The sequence below is a fragment of the Kitasatospora sp. NPDC038210 genome (genome assembly GCF_055600605.1).
Window position 1 is genome coordinate 34,460 of the sequence record NZ_JBVJYK010000020.1, and the last position, 17,359, is coordinate 51,818.

The 17,359-nt window shown below is 72.9% G+C and carries 14 protein-coding genes and 1 tRNA gene; 12 read left to right on the forward strand and 3 right to left on the reverse strand.

Annotation, left to right across the window (positions count from 1 at the left end):
• Window positions 1-125: 125 nt before the first annotated feature.
• On the forward strand, window positions 126-2,843 hold the full coding sequence (locus tag ACZ7KX_RS31735; RefSeq protein WP_470329460.1) for a penicillin acylase family protein: 2,718 nt from the start codon (window positions 126-128) through the stop codon (window positions 2,841-2,843).
• A 110-nt stretch (window positions 2,844-2,953) separates the two neighbouring features.
• On the opposite strand, the gene ACZ7KX_RS31740 is transcribed toward ACZ7KX_RS31735, so the two are convergent.
• Complete coding sequence (locus tag ACZ7KX_RS31740; protein WP_470329461.1) at window positions 2,954-3,529, reverse strand: 5-formyltetrahydrofolate cyclo-ligase; 576 nt, start codon at window positions 3,527-3,529, stop codon at window positions 2,954-2,956.
• A 62-nt stretch (window positions 3,530-3,591) separates the two neighbouring features.
• On the opposite strand from ACZ7KX_RS31740, the gene ACZ7KX_RS31745 reads away from it, so the two are divergent.
• From ACZ7KX_RS31745 to ACZ7KX_RS31790, 10 genes are all read left to right on the forward strand, one after another.
• Window positions 3,592-4,503, forward strand: coding sequence for a GGDEF domain-containing protein (locus ACZ7KX_RS31745; RefSeq protein WP_470329462.1), 912 nt, complete (start codon window positions 3,592-3,594; stop codon window positions 4,501-4,503).
• 51 nt (window positions 4,504-4,554) lie between these two features.
• The gene (galU, locus tag ACZ7KX_RS31750) at window positions 4,555-5,475 is read left to right on the forward strand and encodes a UTP--glucose-1-phosphate uridylyltransferase GalU (protein ID WP_350525967.1); all 921 of its coding nucleotides are present in this window, start codon (window positions 4,555-4,557) and stop codon (window positions 5,473-5,475) included.
• Between the two features lie 22 nt (window positions 5,476-5,497).
• Window positions 5,498-6,835 (forward strand): molybdotransferase-like divisome protein Glp, encoded by a 1,338-nt coding sequence (gene glp / locus ACZ7KX_RS31755; RefSeq protein ID WP_470329463.1) that lies wholly within the window; start codon window positions 5,498-5,500, stop codon window positions 6,833-6,835.
• Between the two features lie 127 nt (window positions 6,836-6,962).
• Window positions 6,963-7,403 carry a cyclic pyranopterin monophosphate synthase MoaC gene (gene moaC, locus ACZ7KX_RS31760; protein WP_470329518.1) on the forward strand — a complete coding sequence of 147 codons (441 nt, stop codon included), beginning with the start codon at window positions 6,963-6,965 and terminating at the stop codon, window positions 7,401-7,403.
• On the forward strand, window positions 7,400-7,933 hold the full coding sequence (locus ACZ7KX_RS31765; protein ID WP_470329464.1) for a MogA/MoaB family molybdenum cofactor biosynthesis protein: 534 nt from the start codon (window positions 7,400-7,402) through the stop codon (window positions 7,931-7,933). The genes moaC and ACZ7KX_RS31765 overlap by 4 nt, the downstream gene beginning before the upstream one ends.
• On the forward strand, window positions 7,930-8,556 hold the full coding sequence (locus tag ACZ7KX_RS31770; RefSeq protein WP_470329519.1) for a GNAT family N-acetyltransferase: 627 nt from the start codon (window positions 7,930-7,932) through the stop codon (window positions 8,554-8,556). The genes ACZ7KX_RS31765 and ACZ7KX_RS31770 overlap by 4 nt, the downstream gene beginning before the upstream one ends.
• A 149-nt stretch (window positions 8,557-8,705) precedes the next feature.
• On the forward strand, window positions 8,706-9,710 hold the full coding sequence (sepX, locus tag ACZ7KX_RS31775) for a divisome protein SepX/GlpR (RefSeq protein WP_470329465.1): 1,005 nt from the start codon (window positions 8,706-8,708) through the stop codon (window positions 9,708-9,710).
• A gap of 81 nt (window positions 9,711-9,791) precedes the next feature.
• Window positions 9,792-9,865: transfer RNA gene (locus tag ACZ7KX_RS31780), tRNA-Ala, on the forward strand.
• 351 nt (window positions 9,866-10,216) lie between these two features.
• Window positions 10,217-11,419: a glycosyltransferase 87 family protein gene (locus ACZ7KX_RS31785; protein ID WP_470329466.1), complete on the forward strand. Its 1,203-nt coding sequence runs from the start codon at window positions 10,217-10,219 to the stop codon at window positions 11,417-11,419.
• A 72-nt stretch (window positions 11,420-11,491) separates the two neighbouring features.
• The gene (locus ACZ7KX_RS31790; RefSeq protein WP_470329467.1) at window positions 11,492-13,111 is read left to right on the forward strand and encodes a DUF2079 domain-containing protein; all 1,620 of its coding nucleotides are present in this window, start codon (window positions 11,492-11,494) and stop codon (window positions 13,109-13,111) included.
• Window positions 13,112-13,200: 89 nt separating this feature from the next.
• Here the strand turns inward: ACZ7KX_RS31790 and ACZ7KX_RS31795 are convergent, their stop codons facing one another.
• Together ACZ7KX_RS31795 and ACZ7KX_RS31800 are read right to left on the reverse strand one after the other, a co-directional pair.
• Window positions 13,201-14,064: a peptidase gene (locus tag ACZ7KX_RS31795; RefSeq protein WP_470329468.1), complete on the reverse strand. Its 864-nt coding sequence runs from the start codon at window positions 14,062-14,064 to the stop codon at window positions 13,201-13,203.
• A gap of 2 nt (window positions 14,065-14,066) precedes the next feature.
• Complete coding sequence (locus ACZ7KX_RS31800) at window positions 14,067-15,398, reverse strand: VWA domain-containing protein (RefSeq protein WP_470329469.1); 1,332 nt, start codon at window positions 15,396-15,398, stop codon at window positions 14,067-14,069.
• Between the two features lie 468 nt (window positions 15,399-15,866).
• Here ACZ7KX_RS31800 and ACZ7KX_RS31805 point away from each other — a divergent pair, with 468 nt between their 5' ends.
• The gene (locus ACZ7KX_RS31805) at window positions 15,867-17,357 is read left to right on the forward strand and encodes an amino acid permease (RefSeq protein WP_470329470.1); all 1,491 of its coding nucleotides are present in this window, start codon (window positions 15,867-15,869) and stop codon (window positions 17,355-17,357) included.
• Window positions 17,358-17,359 lie beyond the last annotated feature (2 nt).

Below are 17,359 nucleotides of genomic sequence, written 5' to 3' on the forward strand. Positions count from 1 at the left end.
GCCATATCTTTAGCTTGGTCCCCCGTTCACAGTGCTCGGCGGACTCGGCCTAATGTGGTTCCCTGTCACGGCCGCTGGCCCTGGACACGCCCGCCCGCCCCGAAGTCAGGACCGCAAGGACCCAGATGCCCCGCTCGAAGAAGTTCCGGCGCGCCCGTCTGTTCGTGATCGTGCTGGTCGTGCTGCTGGTGGCCGGCGTCGGCTACGGCGGCTACCGCGGGGTCTCCGCGGTCCGCGCGTCCTTCCCGGAGGTGGACGGCAGCGTCAAGGTCGCGGGCCTGACCGCGCCGGTCGACGTGAAGCGGGACGCCAACGGCATCCCGCAGCTGTACGCCGACACTCCCGAGGACCTGTTCCGCGCCCAGGGCTACGTCCAGGCGCAGGACCGCTTCTGGGAGATGGACGTCCGACGCCACATCACCGCCGGCCGGCTCTCCGAGATGTTCGGTGACGGCCAGGTCGACACCGACGCCTTCATCCGCACCATGGGCTGGCGGCAGGTGGCGCAGAAGGAGTTCGACACCAAGCTGTCGCCGGAGACCAAGAAGTACCTGCAGGCCTACTCGGACGGCGTGAACGCCTGGCTCTCCGAGCACCCCGGCGGTGCGAAGGCCTCGCTGGAGTACACCCTGCTCGGCGTCGTCAACAGCGGCTACGAGCCCGAGCAGTGGACCCCGGTCGACTCGGTGGCCTGGCTCAAGGCGATGGCCTGGAACCTCTCCGGGAACCTCCAGGAGGAGGTCGACCGCTCGCTGCTGGCCCAGGACTTCACCCCGGACAAGATCGCCGAGCTGTACCCGGACTACCCGTACACCCGCAACGGCACCATCGTGAAGACCGGCACCGTGGCCGGCGACGCCTACCGCCCGGCCGACGGCTCCGCCCAGCCGGGCACCGGCAACGGCACCGCCACCGCCCAGGGCGAGGCCACCACCAAGGCGATGCTGCAGGGCCTCACCGACCGGATCGACGGGATGCCGCAGCTGCTCGGCCGCCCCGGCCAGGGCATCGGCTCCAACTCCTGGGTGGTCGCCGGCTCGCACACCACCACCGGCAAGCCGCTGCTGGCCAACGACCCGCACCTCGGCCCCGGCCTGCCCTCGGTCTGGTACCAGATGGGCCTGCACTGCCGGACGGCCTCCCCGGCCTGCCAGTTCGACGTCTCCGGCTTCACCTTCGCGGGCATGCCCGGTGTGATCATCGGCCACAACAAGGACATCGCCTGGGGCTTCACCAACCTCGGCGCCGACGTGACCGACCTCTTCCTGGAGAAGGTCACCGGCCCGGACACCTACCAGGTCGACGGCAAGGACGTGAAGTTCGACCTCCGCAAGGAGACCATCAAGGTCGCCGGCGGCGAGGACCGCACCATCACCGTCCGCACCACCCAGACCGGCGCCCCGCTGATCTCCGACCAGAGCAGCGAGCAGCAGAACGTCGGCAAGTACGCCCCCAACGGCACCTCCGCGCCCGACCGCGGCACCGGCGGCTACGGCGTCGCCCTGCAGTGGACGGCGCTCAGCCCCGGCAAGACCATGGACGCCGTCTTCGAGCTGGACAAGGCGAAGAACTGGGACGACTTCCGGGCCGCCGCCAAGGACTTCACCGTCCCCGCGCAGAACCTGATCTACGCCGACGCCAAGAACATCGGCTACCAGGCCCCGGGCACCATCCCGGTCCGCGGCAAGGGCGACGGCACCTACCCCGCGCTGGGCTGGGACTCCGCGTACCAGTGGAAGGACCCGATCCCCTTCAACGCGCTGCCGTGGAGCCTCAACCCCTCCTCCGGCTACATCGTCACCGCCAACCAGGCCGTGGTGGACCCGAGCTACAAGTACAGCCTCACCAAGGACTGGGAGTACGGCACCCGCGCCAAGGAGATCACCGACCAGATCGAGGGCCTGCTCAAGAACAACGGCAAGATCTCGCCGGACGACATGCAGACCCTGCAGCTGGACAACACCAACGTGATGGCCAAGACGCTGGTCCCGCTGCTGCTCAAGCAGCAGATCGACGACCCGTACGTCCGCGAGGCGCAGGACCTGCTGAAGGACTGGAACTACCACCAGGACGCCGACTCGGCCGCCGCCGCCTACTACAACGGTGTCTGGCGCCAGCTGCTCACCCTCGCCTTCGGCCAGAAGTTCCCGGCCGACCTCCGGGCCAAGGACAACTGCCTGCTGGTCCGCCAGCAGGACGACCCCACCAAGCCGGACAGCACCACCAGGATCGTCACCGAGTGCGGCACCCGTGACCCGGCCAAGGCCCAGCCGGACGGCGGCGACCGCTGGACCGAGGTGGTGCGCGACCAGCTGGAGAAGCCCGACAGCTCGTGGTGGACGTACATCGACTCCCAGCACAACGTCCAGAAGGGCCTGGACAACCTGCTCAAGGAAGCGATGAAGAACGCCCGCCAGGAGCTGACCTCGCTGCTCAGCAAGGATGTCTCCACCTGGAGCTGGGGCCGGCTGCACAAGCTGGAGCTCAAGGAGCAGACCCTGGGCACCGACGACTCCTCGATCGCCTCCGGCGTGCTCCACAAGCTGCTCAACCGCGGCCCGTACCGCCTCTCCGGCGGCTCGGCGGCGGTCGACGCGGCCGGCTGGAACGCGGCGGCCGGCTACCAGGTGGACTGGATCCCGTCGATGCGGATGGTGGTCGACCTGAACGACCTCGACGCCTCGCGCTGGATCAACGTCGGCGGCGCCTCCGGTCACGCCTTCCACGAGAACTACAACGACCAGACCGACCTCTGGCTCAAGGGCAAGCTGCTCACCTGGGCCTCCAGCCCGGACGCGGTCGAGAAGGCCACCAAGCACAAGCTGGTGCTCACCACCGGCTGACGCCCGGACGGACACCCGGCGGCCCCGCTCCCACTCCGGAGCGGGGCCGCCGCCGTTTCCCGGGCCCGCAGCCGCTCCCGGCGCGCGAGCCCGTTCCGCCGGGCCCGCCGTCAGCCCAGCCGCTGCACCCCCGACGGCGTGACCGCCAGGTCCACCGGCCGGTCGTGCGGCTCGGCGGGCACCCGCTCCAGCAGCTCGTGCTCGTACAGCAGCACCGCCAGCACCGGCCGTGCGCCCGCCCGCCCCAGCCGGGCCAGCACCCGGTCGTAGCTGCCGCCGCCCCGGCCCAGCCGCAGCCCGCCGCGGTCCACCGCCAGGCCCGGCAGCAGCACCACCGAGGCCTGGGTGACCGCCTCCGGCCCGAGCCGGGGACCGACCGGCTCCAGCAATCCGCGACCGGCCGGAGCCAGCTCCCCGGGCCCCGCGTACTCGGCCCAGTCCAGGTCGTTGTCGGCCAGCAGCACGGGAAGCAGCACCCGCACCCCGCGCGCCCGCAGCTCCTCCAGCAGCGGCCCGGTCCCCGGCTCGGCGCCGACCGAGACGTACGCGGCCACCGTGACGCCCGGCCCGGCCAGCTCCCCGGCGTGCCCGGCCAGCGCGAGCGCCGTCGCGGTGCGCTCCTCGGCGGAGAGCCCACGGCGCCGCGTCAGCAGCCGTGTCCTCAGGTCGCTCTTCTCGTTGTGCACCGGATCCTCCACGTCTCCAGACCGTCGACGCGCAGAGCCTGCCACGCGAAAGGGCGCCCCGATTGTCCACCCCGCTGCTGGTCCAGGCCCTGGCCGCGCTCAGCGTCCCCGCACTGGCCGGCGCCACCGCCCTCGGAGTGCGGGTCCGGCGGGTCCGGGCCGGGGCCGCGGCCGGGACGGAGCGGCTGCGGGAGCGGATCGCCGAGCTGGAGGCCCACTGCGCCGAACTGGAGCGCACCGCGTCCTGCGACCCGCTCACCGGCGTGTGGAACTACCGCCACCTGCAGCTCACCCTGGACCGGGAGATCGAACGGTCCCGGCGCGCCGAGCACACCGACCCGGGCGACGGCCCCCGCCCGCTCGCCGTGCTGATGCTGGCCATCACCGGCTTCGACGCGGTCGTCGCCGAGCACGGCCGCGGTCGGGCCGGCGCGGTACTGCGCGACCTCGCCCAGCGCCTCGCGATGGAGATCCGCCGGGCCGACACCCTCGGCCGGTACGGCGGCGAGGAGTTCCTGGTGGTGCTGCCCGACACCGGGGCCGAGGGCGCCGTGCAGGTCGCCGAGCGGCTGGTCTGGTCGGTCCGCCGCCACCTGCTGCTCGACTGGTCCTCGGGGACGCGCGAGTCCCGCCCGGTGCGCGGCAACGGCCTCACCGCCGCCGCGGGCATCGCCGTACTGCCTGAGGACGGAGCCCACGCCGCCGTCCTGCTGCGCGCGGCCGACACGGCGCTGGCCGAGGCCCGGGCGGCCGGCGGCGACTGCTGGCGGATCTCGCCGCGCCACGGCGACCTGCCCGCCACCGGGCTTCCCCGGCCGGTCGATTCCGGTGCGGAGCACGGTTTGACTGCCGAACGTGACCGTTCGGGAAAGCCGGGTAGTCTGTCGGCCTGTGCCGGAGGGGACCCCCTCGCCCAGCCGGTCCCATCCCATACGCCAGCCTCTGTGGCCGTGCCCCGCGACGTGCTGTCCTAGCCGTCCGACCGCGCTCGGCCGGGCGAAAACGTGCCTGAGTAAGGTAAACGCATGACGACGACCAACTCCCGAGTTCCGGTAACCAAGGCCGTGGTACCCGCGGCCGGACTGGGCACCCGCTTCCTCCCGGCGACCAAGGCCACCCCGAAGGAGATGCTGCCGGTCGTCGACAAGCCGGCGATCCAGTACGTCGTCGAGGAGGCCTCCGCCGCAGGCCTGTCCGACATACTGATGGTCACCGGCCGCAACAAGCGCGCGCTGGAGGACCACTTCGACCGTGCCTACGAGCTGGAGGAGCTCCTGGCGCGCAAGGGCGACCAGCAGCGCCTGGCCCGGGTCCGGGAGTCCGTCGAGCTGGCCAACATGCACTACGTCCGCCAGGGGGACCCGAAGGGCCTCGGCCACGCCGTCTCGGTCGCCGAGCAGCACGTCGCCGGCCAGCCCTTCGCCGTCCTGCTCGGTGACGACCTGATCGACCCGCGCGACCCGCTGCTCTCCCGGATGATCGAGGTCCAGCAGGAGCTCGGCGGCTCGGTCGTCGCCCTCATGGAGGTCGACCCCTCCCAGATCCACCTCTACGGCTGCGCCGCCGTCAAGGCCAACGGCTTCGGCGAGGACGTCTTCCAGGTGACCGACCTGGTCGAGAAGCCCGAGCCGGGCGAGGCCCCCTCGAACTACGCCGTCATCGGCCGCTACGTCCTCGACCCGCTGGTCTTCGACGTGCTGCGTGAGACCCCGCCCGGCCGCGGCGGCGAGATCCAGCTCACCGACGCCCTGCGCGAGCTCACCACCCGCGAGCCCGCCGACGGCGGCCAGGTGCACGGCGTGCTCTTCAAGGGCCGCCGCTACGACACCGGCGACCGCGCCGACTACCTGCGCGCTATCGTCCGTCTGGCCGCCGAGCGCGAGGACCTGGGCCCGGAGTTCCGCTCCTGGCTGCGGGAGTTCGTCGGCTCCGAGATGCAGGACTGACACGACAGAGAGCGAGCCGCCGATGACCGGGTCCACCGAGCACAGCACCACGCCCGCAGCCTGCTGCGACGCCGGAACGGACCCGGCACCGGCGGCCCCCCGCCTCTGGACGGTGGACGAGCACCTCGCCGACGTGCTCGCCGCCGTCGGCCCGCTGCCCGCGATCGAGCTCCGGCTGCTCGACGCCCAGGGCTGCCGGCTCGACGAGGACGTGGTCGCCGACGGCGACCTGCCGCCCTTCGACAACAGCTCGATGGACGGCTACGCCGTCCGCACCGCCGACACCGAGGGCGCGACCGACGCCTACCCCTCGGTGCTCTCGGTGGTCGGCGACATCGCCGCCGGCGCGGACGAGCTGCCCAGGGTCGGCCCCGGCCAGGCCGCCCGGATCATGACCGGCGCCCCCGTGCCGCCCGGTGCCCGCGCCGTCGCCCCGGTCGAGTGGACCGACGGCGGCACCGGCACCGGCGTGGCCGCCGCCGCGATGACCGCGCCGGTCCCGGACGAGGAGGTCCGCGTCCTGCGCCCGGTCGCCGAGGGCGCGCACATCCGCCGCCGCGGCAGCGACGTCGCCGCGGGATCGAAGGTCCTGGAGGCCGGCACCCGGCTCGGCCCCACCCAGCTCGGCCTGCTCGCCGCGATCGGCCGGGCCACCGTGAAGGTCCGCCCGCGCCCGCGGGTCGTGGTGCTGTCCACCGGCAGCGAGCTGGTCCAGCCCGGCGAGCCGGTCGGCCCCGGGCAGATCGCCGACTCCAACAGCTTCACCCTCACCGCCGCCGCCCAGGAGGCCGGCGCCATCGCCTTCCGGGTCGGCGCCGTCCCGGACGACGCCGACCGGCTGCGCGCCGTCCTGGAGGACCAGCTCGGCCGGGCCGACCTGATCGTCACCAGCGGCGGGGTCAGCGTCGGCGCGTACGACGTGGTCAAGGAGGTCTTCGAGACCTACGGCGGCGTCGACTTCCGGAAGCTGCGGATGCAGCCCGGCAAGCCGCAGGGCTTCGGCCGGATCGGCGACGCGCCCGGGGTGCCGCTGCTCGCCCTGCCCGGCAACCCGGTGAGCGCCTACATCTCCTTCGAGCTGTTCGTCCGCCCGGTCATCCGCACCATGCTCGGCGCCGCCGACGTGCACCGTCCGGTGGTCCGCGCGCTCTGCCCGGCCGCGCTGCGCTCCCCGGCCGGCCGCCGGCAGTTCCTGCGCGGCCGCTACTCGGCGGCGGACGGCACGGTCGAGCCGGTCGGCGGCGCCGAGTCGCACCTGGTCGGCGCACTGGCCCGGGCCGACTGCCTGATCACCGTCCCCGAGGACGTCACCGCCCTGCCCGCCGGCAGCGAGGTCGACGTGGTGCTGCTGGACTCCTGAGCGCCCGGGGAGTCACGGAGTTGTACGGTAGCGCGGTACTTCGACCTGCGCGCCCCTGGAGCCACCCGTGACGACACCTCCCCCCGGCGACCGCCTCACCCACGTCGACGACCAGGGCGCGGCCCGCATGGTCGACGTCTCCGAGAAGGCCACCACCGCGCGCACCGCCGTCGCGGCCGGACGGGTGAGGGTCTCCCCGAAGGTGGTCGAGCTGCTGCGCGGCGAGGGCGTGCCCAAGGGCGACGCCCTCGCGGTGGCCCGGATCGCCGGGATCATGGGCGCCAAGAAGACCCCGGACCTCGTCCCGCTCTGCCACCCGATCGCCGTCTCCGGCGTCAAGGTCGACCTCGCCGTCGCGGACGACGCGGTGGAGATCACCGCCACCGTGAAGACCGCCGACCGCACCGGCGTCGAGATGGAGGCGCTGACCGCCGTCGCGGTGGCCGGGCTGACCGTCATCGACATGGTCAAGGCCGTGGACAAGGGCGCCACCATCGAGTCCGTCCGGGTGCTCGGCAAGACCGGCGGCAAGAGCGGCGACTGGTTCGCGCCGGAGGTGGACGCATGACCGCGCCGGCCGGGAGGGCGCTGGCCGTGACCGTCTCCAACCGGGCATCGGCCGGCGTCTACGCGGACAAGGGCGGCCCGCTGCTGGTGGCCGGCCTGACCGCGATGGGCTTCACCGCCGACGGCCCCCGGGTCGTCCCGGACGGGGAGCCGGTGGAGGCCGTGCTGCGCGAGGCCGTCGCGGCCGGCTACGACGTCGTGCTGACCACCGGCGGCACCGGCATCTCGCCGATGGACCTCACCCCGGAGATGACCGCCCGGGTGATCGACCGGCAGATCCCCGGCATCGCCGAGGCCATCCGTGCGTACGGCCGGGAGAAGGTGCCCACCTCGGCGCTCTCCCGGGGGCTCGCCGGGCTCGCCGGACGTACCCTGATCGTCAACCTGCCGGGCTCGACCGGCGGCGTCAAGGACGGCCTGGCCGTCCTGGAGCCGCTGCTCGCCCACGCCGTCGACCAGCTCGGCGGTGGGGACCACCCCCGGCCCGACGCCCCGGCCCCCGGGGCTCCAGAATCCGGGAGAGGGCACTGAACGCCGGCTGGCCGGTAGAACTCCACGAGGGGGAGGTCGCGCTGCGCCCGATCCGGGCCCGCGACCAGCGCGACTGGCAGGAGGTGAGCCGCCGCAACCGGGACTGGCTGCGGCGGTGGGAGGCCACCGTGCCGCCCGGCCCGGCCGGCCAGGCCGCCGGGCCCCGCCCGACCTACCGGCAGATGGTCCGCTTCCTGCGCGGCGAGGCCTCGGCGGGCCGGATGCTGCCCTTCGTGGTGCTCTACAAGGGCGAGCTGGTCGGTCAGTTGACCGTCGGCGGGATCACCTGGGGCTCGATGTGCTCGGCGAACATCGGCTACTGGGTCGACGAGGCGGTGGCCGGCCGGGGCATCATCCCGGCCGCCGTGGCGCTTTCGGTGAACTACTGCTTCCGCACCCTCGGACTGCACCGGATCGAGGTCTGCATCCGTCCGGAGAACACCCCGAGCCGGCGCGTGGTGGAAAAGCTCGGCTTCCGCTCGGAGGGAATCCGCCCGCGCTATCTCCACATCGACGGCGATTGGCGCGACCACCTGGTCTACGCGCTGACCGACGAGGAGGTTCCGGAGGGGATGCTGGAGCGCTGGCGCGCGCTCAGTTCCGGACACCGGCCAGGTAATTGAATATATGTTCGAACGAAATATCGATATGGCATCGGCCCGGTGGCGGACCGTCACAAATACCGGCAAAATAGTCGGAGAATCAGCTTGATCACACGACACGCCGGGCCAAATTGCTGCCAGGCCTTCCCGGCGCCCGTACGGTGTGGATCGTGAGCAGTAGCGGCCTTATCTACGCCGTCATCGTAGGGGCCTGGGCCGCCTATCTGGTGCCGATGTGGCTCCGCAGGCAGGACGAACTCAACGAGGCGCGCCCGACGGAACGCTTCAGCACCGCCATCCGCCTGCTGGCCGGGCGTTCGGCGCTGGAGCGGCGGGCAGCCCGGGCCCTGGGCGACGAACCGCGTGACGACGAGCACAGCAACGACGGCCCTCCCGGACGGGACGAGGCCGCCTCAGACGACCCCGCGGCGCGGGAACCCGAGCCACCGGCGGAGCGGGCGGCCGAACGGCCCGCCCCGGCGCCACGGGTCGGGGTCGAGCGCCGGGCGCGGCTGCTGGCCCGCCGGCGCCGGATGGTCACCGGTCTCTTCCTCTGCTTCGCGCTCGGCGCGGTGGTCGCGGCGGTGGCCGGACTGGCCTTCCTCTGGGTCCCGGCCGTTCCCGCGGCCCTCCTCACCCTGTACATCGGCCACCTGCGCAAGCTGGAGCGCCAGCGGTACGAGGTGAAGCTCGACCGCGTCCGGGCCGCCCAGGCGGCCGAACGGCTGCGCAAGCGCGAGCAGCAGCGCGTCCCGGCCCCGTCGGCCGACGCCGCCCCGGCCGAGGCGCCGGCGGGGGCGGAGCCGGCCCCGGCCGCGCCCGCCGACGAGCGCGCCGCGCGCCGCCCGCACCTGCGGCTGGCCGCCGACCCGGAGGAGGCCACCGTCTCGGTGCCCTCCGCCTCCGCGGTGGCCGAGGCGACCGAGCACGAGGAGTGGGTCGACGGCATGCGCGAGCGCGGCGCGGCCGGCCCGGACTCCTGGGAGCCGGTGCCCGTCCCGCTGCCGACCTACGTCACCGCGCCGGTCGCTCCCCGGGTCTCCCGGGGCCTCGACCTGTCGGCACCCGGCACCTGGACGGCGGGCCGCCCCGCCGAGTCCCGCAGCACCCCGCTCTTCGACCAGTACGCCGAGCCGCAGGTCACCGAGTCCCGCCCCCGCGCGGCCAACGAATGACCCCGGCCGCCCCCCGGTCGGCGCCGCCACCGGGGGGTGGTCACGGACCACCTCCGAAAGGTGCTAGAGTTTCTTCTCGTTGGGGCTGTGGCGCAGTCCGGTAGCGCACCTCGTTCGCATCGAGGGGGTCAGGGGTTCGAATCCCCTCAGCTCCACCCAACGGATCGGCTCCGGCCGGTCCACCGAATCCCGCCGGGAGGCAACTCCCGGCGGGATTTCGCGTTTTGTGGCGCAGGGGTCGTCACAGGCCGGTCCGACGACCCGTTGTGGTCGAGATCACAACACCTTCCTGGGGCGGTTTCTGACGCGGTTTGGGCCTCAGGGGGGTCGGTTATGGTGGGTTGGCCCAGACGCTGACGACGGAACGATCTGGTCTATCTCAACGGGGTGCCATCGCGGTGCGCGAGTTCGGTCTGACACGGTGGGCGCGGCAGTCCGGCCCGGACGGATCCGGCGGCACCCCGGAAACCGGAAGATCGAATTCCTGGACCCTCGCGGCGGCCTGCGTGGCCGCCGTGTCACTGGCGGTGTTCGCCTGCTTCCGGCACGCCCACGGGGCCACCATGGTCGACATGCTGGTCTACCGGGCCGAGGGCCAGGCCGTCGTCCGCGGCCAGGACCTGTACGCGATGCGGCTGCCCGGCTGGGACCTGCCGGCCACCTACCCGCCGTTCGCCGCGATGCTCTTCGTGCCGAGCACCTGGTTCGACGTGAGCACCTTGCGCGTGCTGGTGATGCTCCTCAACTACGGCCTGCTCGCCCTGGCGGTGGACCTGTCGCTCAAGCTGGCCGGGTGGGCCAGGCACAACCGGCCCGCCGTGGTGATCCTGGCGACCGGCCTGGGCATCTGGCTGGAGCCGGTGTTCACCACCTTCCAGTACGGGCAGGTCAACCTCGGCATCCTCTGCCTGGTGCTGTGGGACCTGACCCGCTCGGACCGCAACCGGTTCAAGGGCGTGGGCATCGGCCTGGCCACCGCCATCAAGATCACCCCGGGCCTGTTCGCGGTCTACCTCTTCCTGACCGGCCGGGTCCGGGCCGCACTGGTCTCGGCCGGCACGTTCGTGGCGGCGGGCCTGATCGGCTGGGTCCTGCTGCCCGACGCCTCGTACGGGTTCTGGACCACGTACCTCTGGGACCCGAGCCGGGTCGGCGTGACCGTCCTGGTGGACAACCAGTCGCTGCGCGGCGCCGTCTGCCGGCTGCTCGACGTCAACGACCCGGGCCTGGTCGGCCTGGCCGCCTCCGCGCTGGTCGGCGCCTTCGGACTCGGGGTGGCCGTGCTGGCCGGGCGCTCGGCGCGGGTGCTGCGCCGGGCCGACGCCTGGGGCGGGGTCTGCACCGCGTTCACCGCCCTGCTGGTCTCGCCGATCAGCTGGACCCACCACTGGGTCTGGTGCGTCCCGCTGATCGCCCTGCTGGTGGTCGAGGCCCGGACCAGGGCACGGCAGGTCCTGCTCGGCGTGACCCTCCTCGTGTTCCTCTCCCACGTCATGTGGACGGTGCCGCACCGCTGGGGCCGCGGGGTCGCCTGGTACTGGCAGCTGCCCGGCGCGATCTACCCGCCGATCGGGATCGCCGTCCTGGTCGTCCTCGGGGTGCGGCTGTACCGCGCCCGGCGACAGGCCGTGGACGCCACCGGCGGCGGGGCCTGGGCGCTGCTGGCCGCCAAGCTGGACCGCGATCCCGCGCTGACGAACCGGACCTGACGGACCGGACCCGCCCCACCGGGCCCGCCCCACCGGACCCGACGGACCCAGACCGGACGGATCAGAGCTGACGTGACCACCCAGACCGCACCCCCGTCGCCGCCCGCCGCCGCGCCCACCGCCCGGAACGCGGCCGCGGCCCTGCTGCACGGCCCGGCCCGGCGCACCGCGCTGCTCACCGCGCTCTGCTTCGCGGTGATGTGCGCCGTCGGCCTGCAGGGCTGGACCTCGGTGTCGCTCGGCGGCTTCGACCTCGGCATATTCGACCAGGGCGTGCGCGGCTACGCCCACTTCGGGCTGCCCGTCTCCACGCTGAAGAGCTACCACCACGAGTTCCCGCCCGGCTTCTCGCTGCTGGGCGACCACTTCTCGCCGGTCCTGGCGCTGCTCGCCCCGCTGTACTGGATCTGGGACGACCCGCGCTCGCTGATCATCGGGCAGTCGCTGCTGTTCGCGGCCGGGGTGCCGCTGATCCGGCGGATCGCCGCGCACGGCTTCGCCGCCGCCCCTCCGCGCACCGCCCGGCGGGCCGCCGACCTGGCCGGGCTGGTCCACGCCCTCGGCTGGCCGCTGCTGGTCGCCGCCCGGGTCGGCTTCCACGAGGTCGCCTTCGCGGTGCCGCTGACCCTGCTGATGCTGGAGCGCGGCCTGGCCCGCCGGTACGGCACGGTGGTGCTCGCCGCCGTCCTGCTGTGCTGCACCAAGGAGGACCTCGGCCTGGTGGTCGGGGCGTACGGGCTGGTGCTGCTGCTGCGCACCCGCCGCACCGGGGACCGGGCTGGCCGCTTCACCGGCCTCGGGCTGCTGCTGGGCGGCCCGGTCGCCTCGGCGGTCGCGATCACGTGGCTGATCCCGGCGATGGGCGGGGAGCCGGGCTACTACTGGAACTACGCGGCGCTCGGCACGGACGGCGGGGACGCGCTGCGCCACCTGCTGCACAACCCGTTCCTGCTGGTGCAGACGGCCTTCGACCAGCCGCTCAAGCCGCTGCTGCTGCTCTGGCTGTTCGGGACGACGCTCCTGCTGCCGCTGCGCTCGGCCACCGTGCTGTGCGCGGTGCCGCTGCTGGCCGAGCGGATCCTGTCCAGCAACCCCAACCACTGGTCGATCGCCCGGCACTACGACTCGATGCTCTGGCCGATCCTGCTCACGGCCGCCGTCGAGGTGCTGGGCCGGCTGAGCAGCACCGAGCAGCCCGAGCGGACCGTCCGGCGGGCGCGACGGCTGGGCCTCGGCGCGGCCGGCATCGCCCTGGTGGCCGCCGTGCCGATCGGGCTGGTGCAGCTGGCGGTGCCGTCCTCCTGGCAGGCCAAGCCGAGCGAGGCCGCGCTGGTGCGGGCGGCGGCGCTGATCCCGGACGGCGCCTCGGTGGAGGCCGACAACCAGATCGCGCCGCGGCTGACCGCCCGTACGGACGTGGTGCTGGTGGACGGCACGCCGCGCGGGCGCGAGTACGTGCTCACCCGGTCGAACAAGCGCTCCTTCCCGTTCGCCACGGACACCGAGCAGGCCGCGCGGATCCGGCTGCTGCTGGACCACGGGTACCGGCAGCTCTGGGCCGAGGACGGCGTGGTGCTGCTGCACCGGGAGAGCGGTGAGCCCGTGCCCGGCGAGCACGTGCCGGGGCCGGACAGCAAGCCGTTCCAGGACGTCGTCCCGTCCGACGTGGGGCACGACCTCTTCCGCGGCTGACGCCCGCCCCGGGGCCGGACGCGGCCGAGGGCCGGTCGGAGGAGTCCTCCGGCCGGCCCTCGGGCTGCGCTGGGGCGCGGGTCAGCGGGTCAGGGGCGGTCGGAGTAGGAACCGCTCTGGTACGAGCCCTGGGGCGGCACGGTGCCGTGGTGGCCCGGCCGACGGCCGTGCGGGTGCCGGGTCAGGTTGTAGCCGAGGACGCCCGCCAGCGCGGCCAGGAAGCCGCCGCCGATCGTCCAGTACCAGCGGCTGTTCCAGCCGGAGAACCAGCCGGTGTACCAGTGCTCCTCCTCCGCCACCGGGGCGGCCGCCTTGGCGGTGCTCGCACCGCCGCCGACCGGCGGGACCAGCGGGGCCTTCAGCTCCCCGCCCTCCGGCTGGGCGTTGTCGGAGCCGCCCTTGGCGGCGACGTGCAGCCGGACGGAGGTGGCCAGGCCGAGGTCCGGCTGCGGGACGTCGGTCACCGACAGCCGCACGTAGTAGGTGCCGGGCAGCGGGTCTCCGGACCACGGCTCGGCCCAGGTGCGGACCTCGCGCAGGGTGCAGTCGAGCGCCACCGAGGTGGCGTTCTGGTCGCCGGTGGCGTTCTGGGTGCCGGCGGTGCAGGCCTGGCGGCGGCGCAGCCCGTCGAAGACCTCGACGGACCAGGTCTGCGGGCCGTGCCGGTCGGTCGCCGGGGCCAGGTTGACGGTCAGCTTGACCGTCGGGGTCTGCCCCTCGGAGGCGCCGAACGCCCAGTACAGGTAGTCGCCGGTGGAGGCGGCGACCTCGGCGTCCTGGCCGGGGGAGAGGTTGACCGCGGTCAGGAAGGAGGTGCCGGCCTTGGTGGCCGGGGCCGGCGCGCCGCTCGCGCTGGCCGAGGGGGACGGAGCGGCCGAGGCCGCCGGGGCGCCCAGGGCGAGGGCGGGCAGCAGGGCGAGGGCGGCGAGGGCGCCGCGAATGGTCGTACGCATGGTCAGTTCTCCCGCCAGACGGCGATCCGCCAACGTGCGATCCAGCCGAACAGCAGGCCGAAGACCAGACCGGCCAGGGTGAGGGTGAGCAGCAGGATCCAGCCGCGGCCGAGGCCCATCGCGGCGCCCTCGGGGGCGGGCGAGGAGGAGGCCAGGTCCACGGTCAGCTCCAGCGGCATGCCGGGGTCGGCCTGTACGCCGGCCTGCGGGGCCAGCGAGTTGCTGACGACCAGGCAGACGGTGGTGGTCGGCTTCTCCTTCGAGGAGCCCGACGAGGAGGTCGGGCTCGCCGTGACGTAGCCCTTGGAGTCGTCGGTGGACCAGCGCAGGCCGGTGGAGATCACGTCGGTGCGGCTGCTGCCGGCGTCGGTGCCGCGGACCAGCTCCTGGCCGGTCGCGCTGGTGGCCTGCAGCAGGACGCCGTAGTCCCGGGCCGTCGGGCGGTCGAGTGCGACGCTGACGGAGGCGCGCAGCTCCTGGCCGGCCTTGACCGGGACCTTGTAGACGCGGTGCTCGGAGAACTTCTCGCGGTCGGTGTAGACGCCCGGGGCGAGCACCGGGGCGCTCTCGCACTTGTCGGTGCCGGCGGTCTTGACCGGGGTCACCGTGTAGGTGTCGTTGGAGCGGTCGACGAGCTGCTTCACCTTGTCGGTGAGCTGCTCCTGGGTGCGGACGTCGGTGTAGGTGCCGCCGGTCGCGTTGGCGATGCAGAGCAGCTGCTGGCGGGTCTTGTCGTCGTGGGCCAGACCGAGGGTGTCGACGATCAGGTGGATGCCCTGGGAGGCGAGTTCGCGGGCGACGTCACAGGGGTCGGGCGGGGTGCAGGTGTCCTCGCCGTCGGTGATCAGCACCACCCGGCGGGTGGTCTCGCCCTTGCCGAGGTCCTGGGCGGCGCCGCGCAGGGCCAGGCCGATCGGGGTCCAGCCGGTGGGCCGCAGGGTGGCGACCGCGGTCTTGGCCTCGACCTTGTTGGTCTTCCCGACCGGGAAGAGCTGCTTGGTGTCCTGGCAGCCGAGGTTCTTGTCGTTGCCGGGGTAGGTCGCGCCCAGCGTGCGGATGCCGAACTCGGTCTCCGCGGGCAGCGCGTCGATCACCTCGTTCAGCGACTGCTGGGCCACCGAGATGCGGCTCTTGCCCTGGATGTCGGTGGCGGTCATGGAGCCGCTGACGTCCAGGACGAGGTCGACCCGGGGGGCTTCCTTGGGGGCTGGGGCGGCGCCGGCTGATGGTTCGTCGGCGTGGGCGGGCAGGCCGAGGAGCAGCGAGGCGCCCGTTATCGCCAGGGCGGCCAGCAGGCTGCCGAGCCTGGTCTGTGGTCGTCGTCCGGTAGTCACCCGGCCGATCCTAGGGATCATCAGTTCGCCGTGGCGAAACGAGTCCGGACCGTGCGTCGGACCGCTCCGGCGTGAACTCCGGCGCGGGGGTGGCGAATCGGCGCCCGCCCGGGCTTCGTGCGCGCGGTCGATCGGGCCGTCGGGCCGGGCCGTGCGGGAGGGCCGCGGCTGCGCTGCGCCCGCCTCGGTGGTCCGGGCGGTGCTCGGCGGATGATCCCGGCCCCCGGAACGGCTCTGAGCTGCTGCTTTAGCTGCTCGCCGGTAGATGCGCCGTTTGCGAAGTGTCCGGTTTGTACATCAATATGTGCCGATTTGGACAATGCGCGTACCCGGACTGTTCGTTTGCGACACTGGTGCTTTCGCCGGGTACTGTCCCATCTTTGTTCGGTTGGTCCGCAATGACTCCCATCGGTGGTGTCGGGTGGCCAGCCGCCACAACACCCTCCCCCGTCTAGAAGGACCGCAGTTTTGGCCAGCAACACCCTTGGTGCGCGTCTGCTGCGACGCAAGCCCGTCTCGACACTGATCGCGGAGAGCGAGGGGCGCGACGCCCTTCCGGCCGGCGCGCCCGAGGAGGGCGGTCGCTCCGGCATCCACCTGCGCCGCTCGATCGGCCTCTGGCAGCTCTCCTCGATCGGCATCGGCGCCACCATCGGCACCGGCATCTTCTTCGTGCTGAACACCGCGGTGCCCTCGGCCGGTCCGGCCGTCATCCTGTCCTTCGTGATCGCCGCGGTCACCGCCGGACTCACCGCGCTCTGCTACGCCGAGATGGCCTCCGCGATCCCGGTCTCCGGCTCCTCGTACTCCTACGCCTACGCCACCCTCGGCGAGGGCGTGGCCTTCGGCGTCGGCATCTGCCTGCTGATGGAGTACGGCGTCTCCGCCTCCGCGATCGCCGTCAGCTGGGCCGAGTACCTGAACAAGTTCCTCGACCTGGCCTTCGGGTTCAAGATCCCCGAGCAGCTCGCGGGCGCGCCGGACAGCACCCACTGGTTCAACCTGCCGGCGCTGCTGCTGGTCGCGATGGTCTGCGTCCTGCTGATCCGCGGCGTCAGCGAATCGGTGAAGGTCAACGCGGCCATGGTCGCGATCAAGATCGTCATCCTGCTGCTGTTCATCGGCGTGGCCCTGACCGGCTTCCACTCCGGCAACCTGACCCCGTTCATGCCGCTCGGCATCGGCGGCGTGCAGGTCGCCGCGTCCAGCATCTTCTTCTCCTTCATCGGCCTGGACGCCGTGTCCACCGCCGGTGAGGAGGTCAAGAACCCGCGCCGCACCCTGCCGCTGGCGATCATCATCTCGCTGGTCGTGGTGACCCTGCTCTACATCCTGGTCGCGCTGGCCGGCATCGGCGCCCAGCCCTGGAACAAGTTCGACGGCCAGGAGGCGGGCCTCGCCCAGATCCTCCAGGACATCACCGGCCAGAGCTGGCCCGCGATGGTCTTCGCGATCGGCGCGATCCTCTCGATCTTCAGCATCACCCTCGTGGTGATCTACGGCCAGACCCGCATCCTGTACTCGATGGGCCGCGACGGCATGCTGCCCAAGCGCTTCGCCCAGCTCTCGCCGCGCACCGGCACCCCGGTCTGGAACACCATCGTGGTCGGCCTCGGCGTGGGCGCGCTGGCCGCGTTCATCCCGCTGAACGTCCTGGCCGACATCACCAGCCTCGGGACGCTCATCGCCTTCTCGGTCGTCTCGATCGGCGTGATCGTGCTGCGCCGCACCCAGCCCGACCTGCCGCGCGGCTTCAAGGTGCCCGGCTACCCGGTCGTCCCGCTGGTCAGCGTCGCCTTCTGCATCTACCTGATCACCGGCCTGCACGCCGACACCTTCCGGGCCGGCGCGATCGCCCTCGCCGTCGCCGTGGTCGTGTACTTCGGCTACAGCATCAAGCACTCGCGCCTGGAGCAGGCCGAGGAACCGGCCGTCGCGGCCGACCGGACCGCCGGCTGACC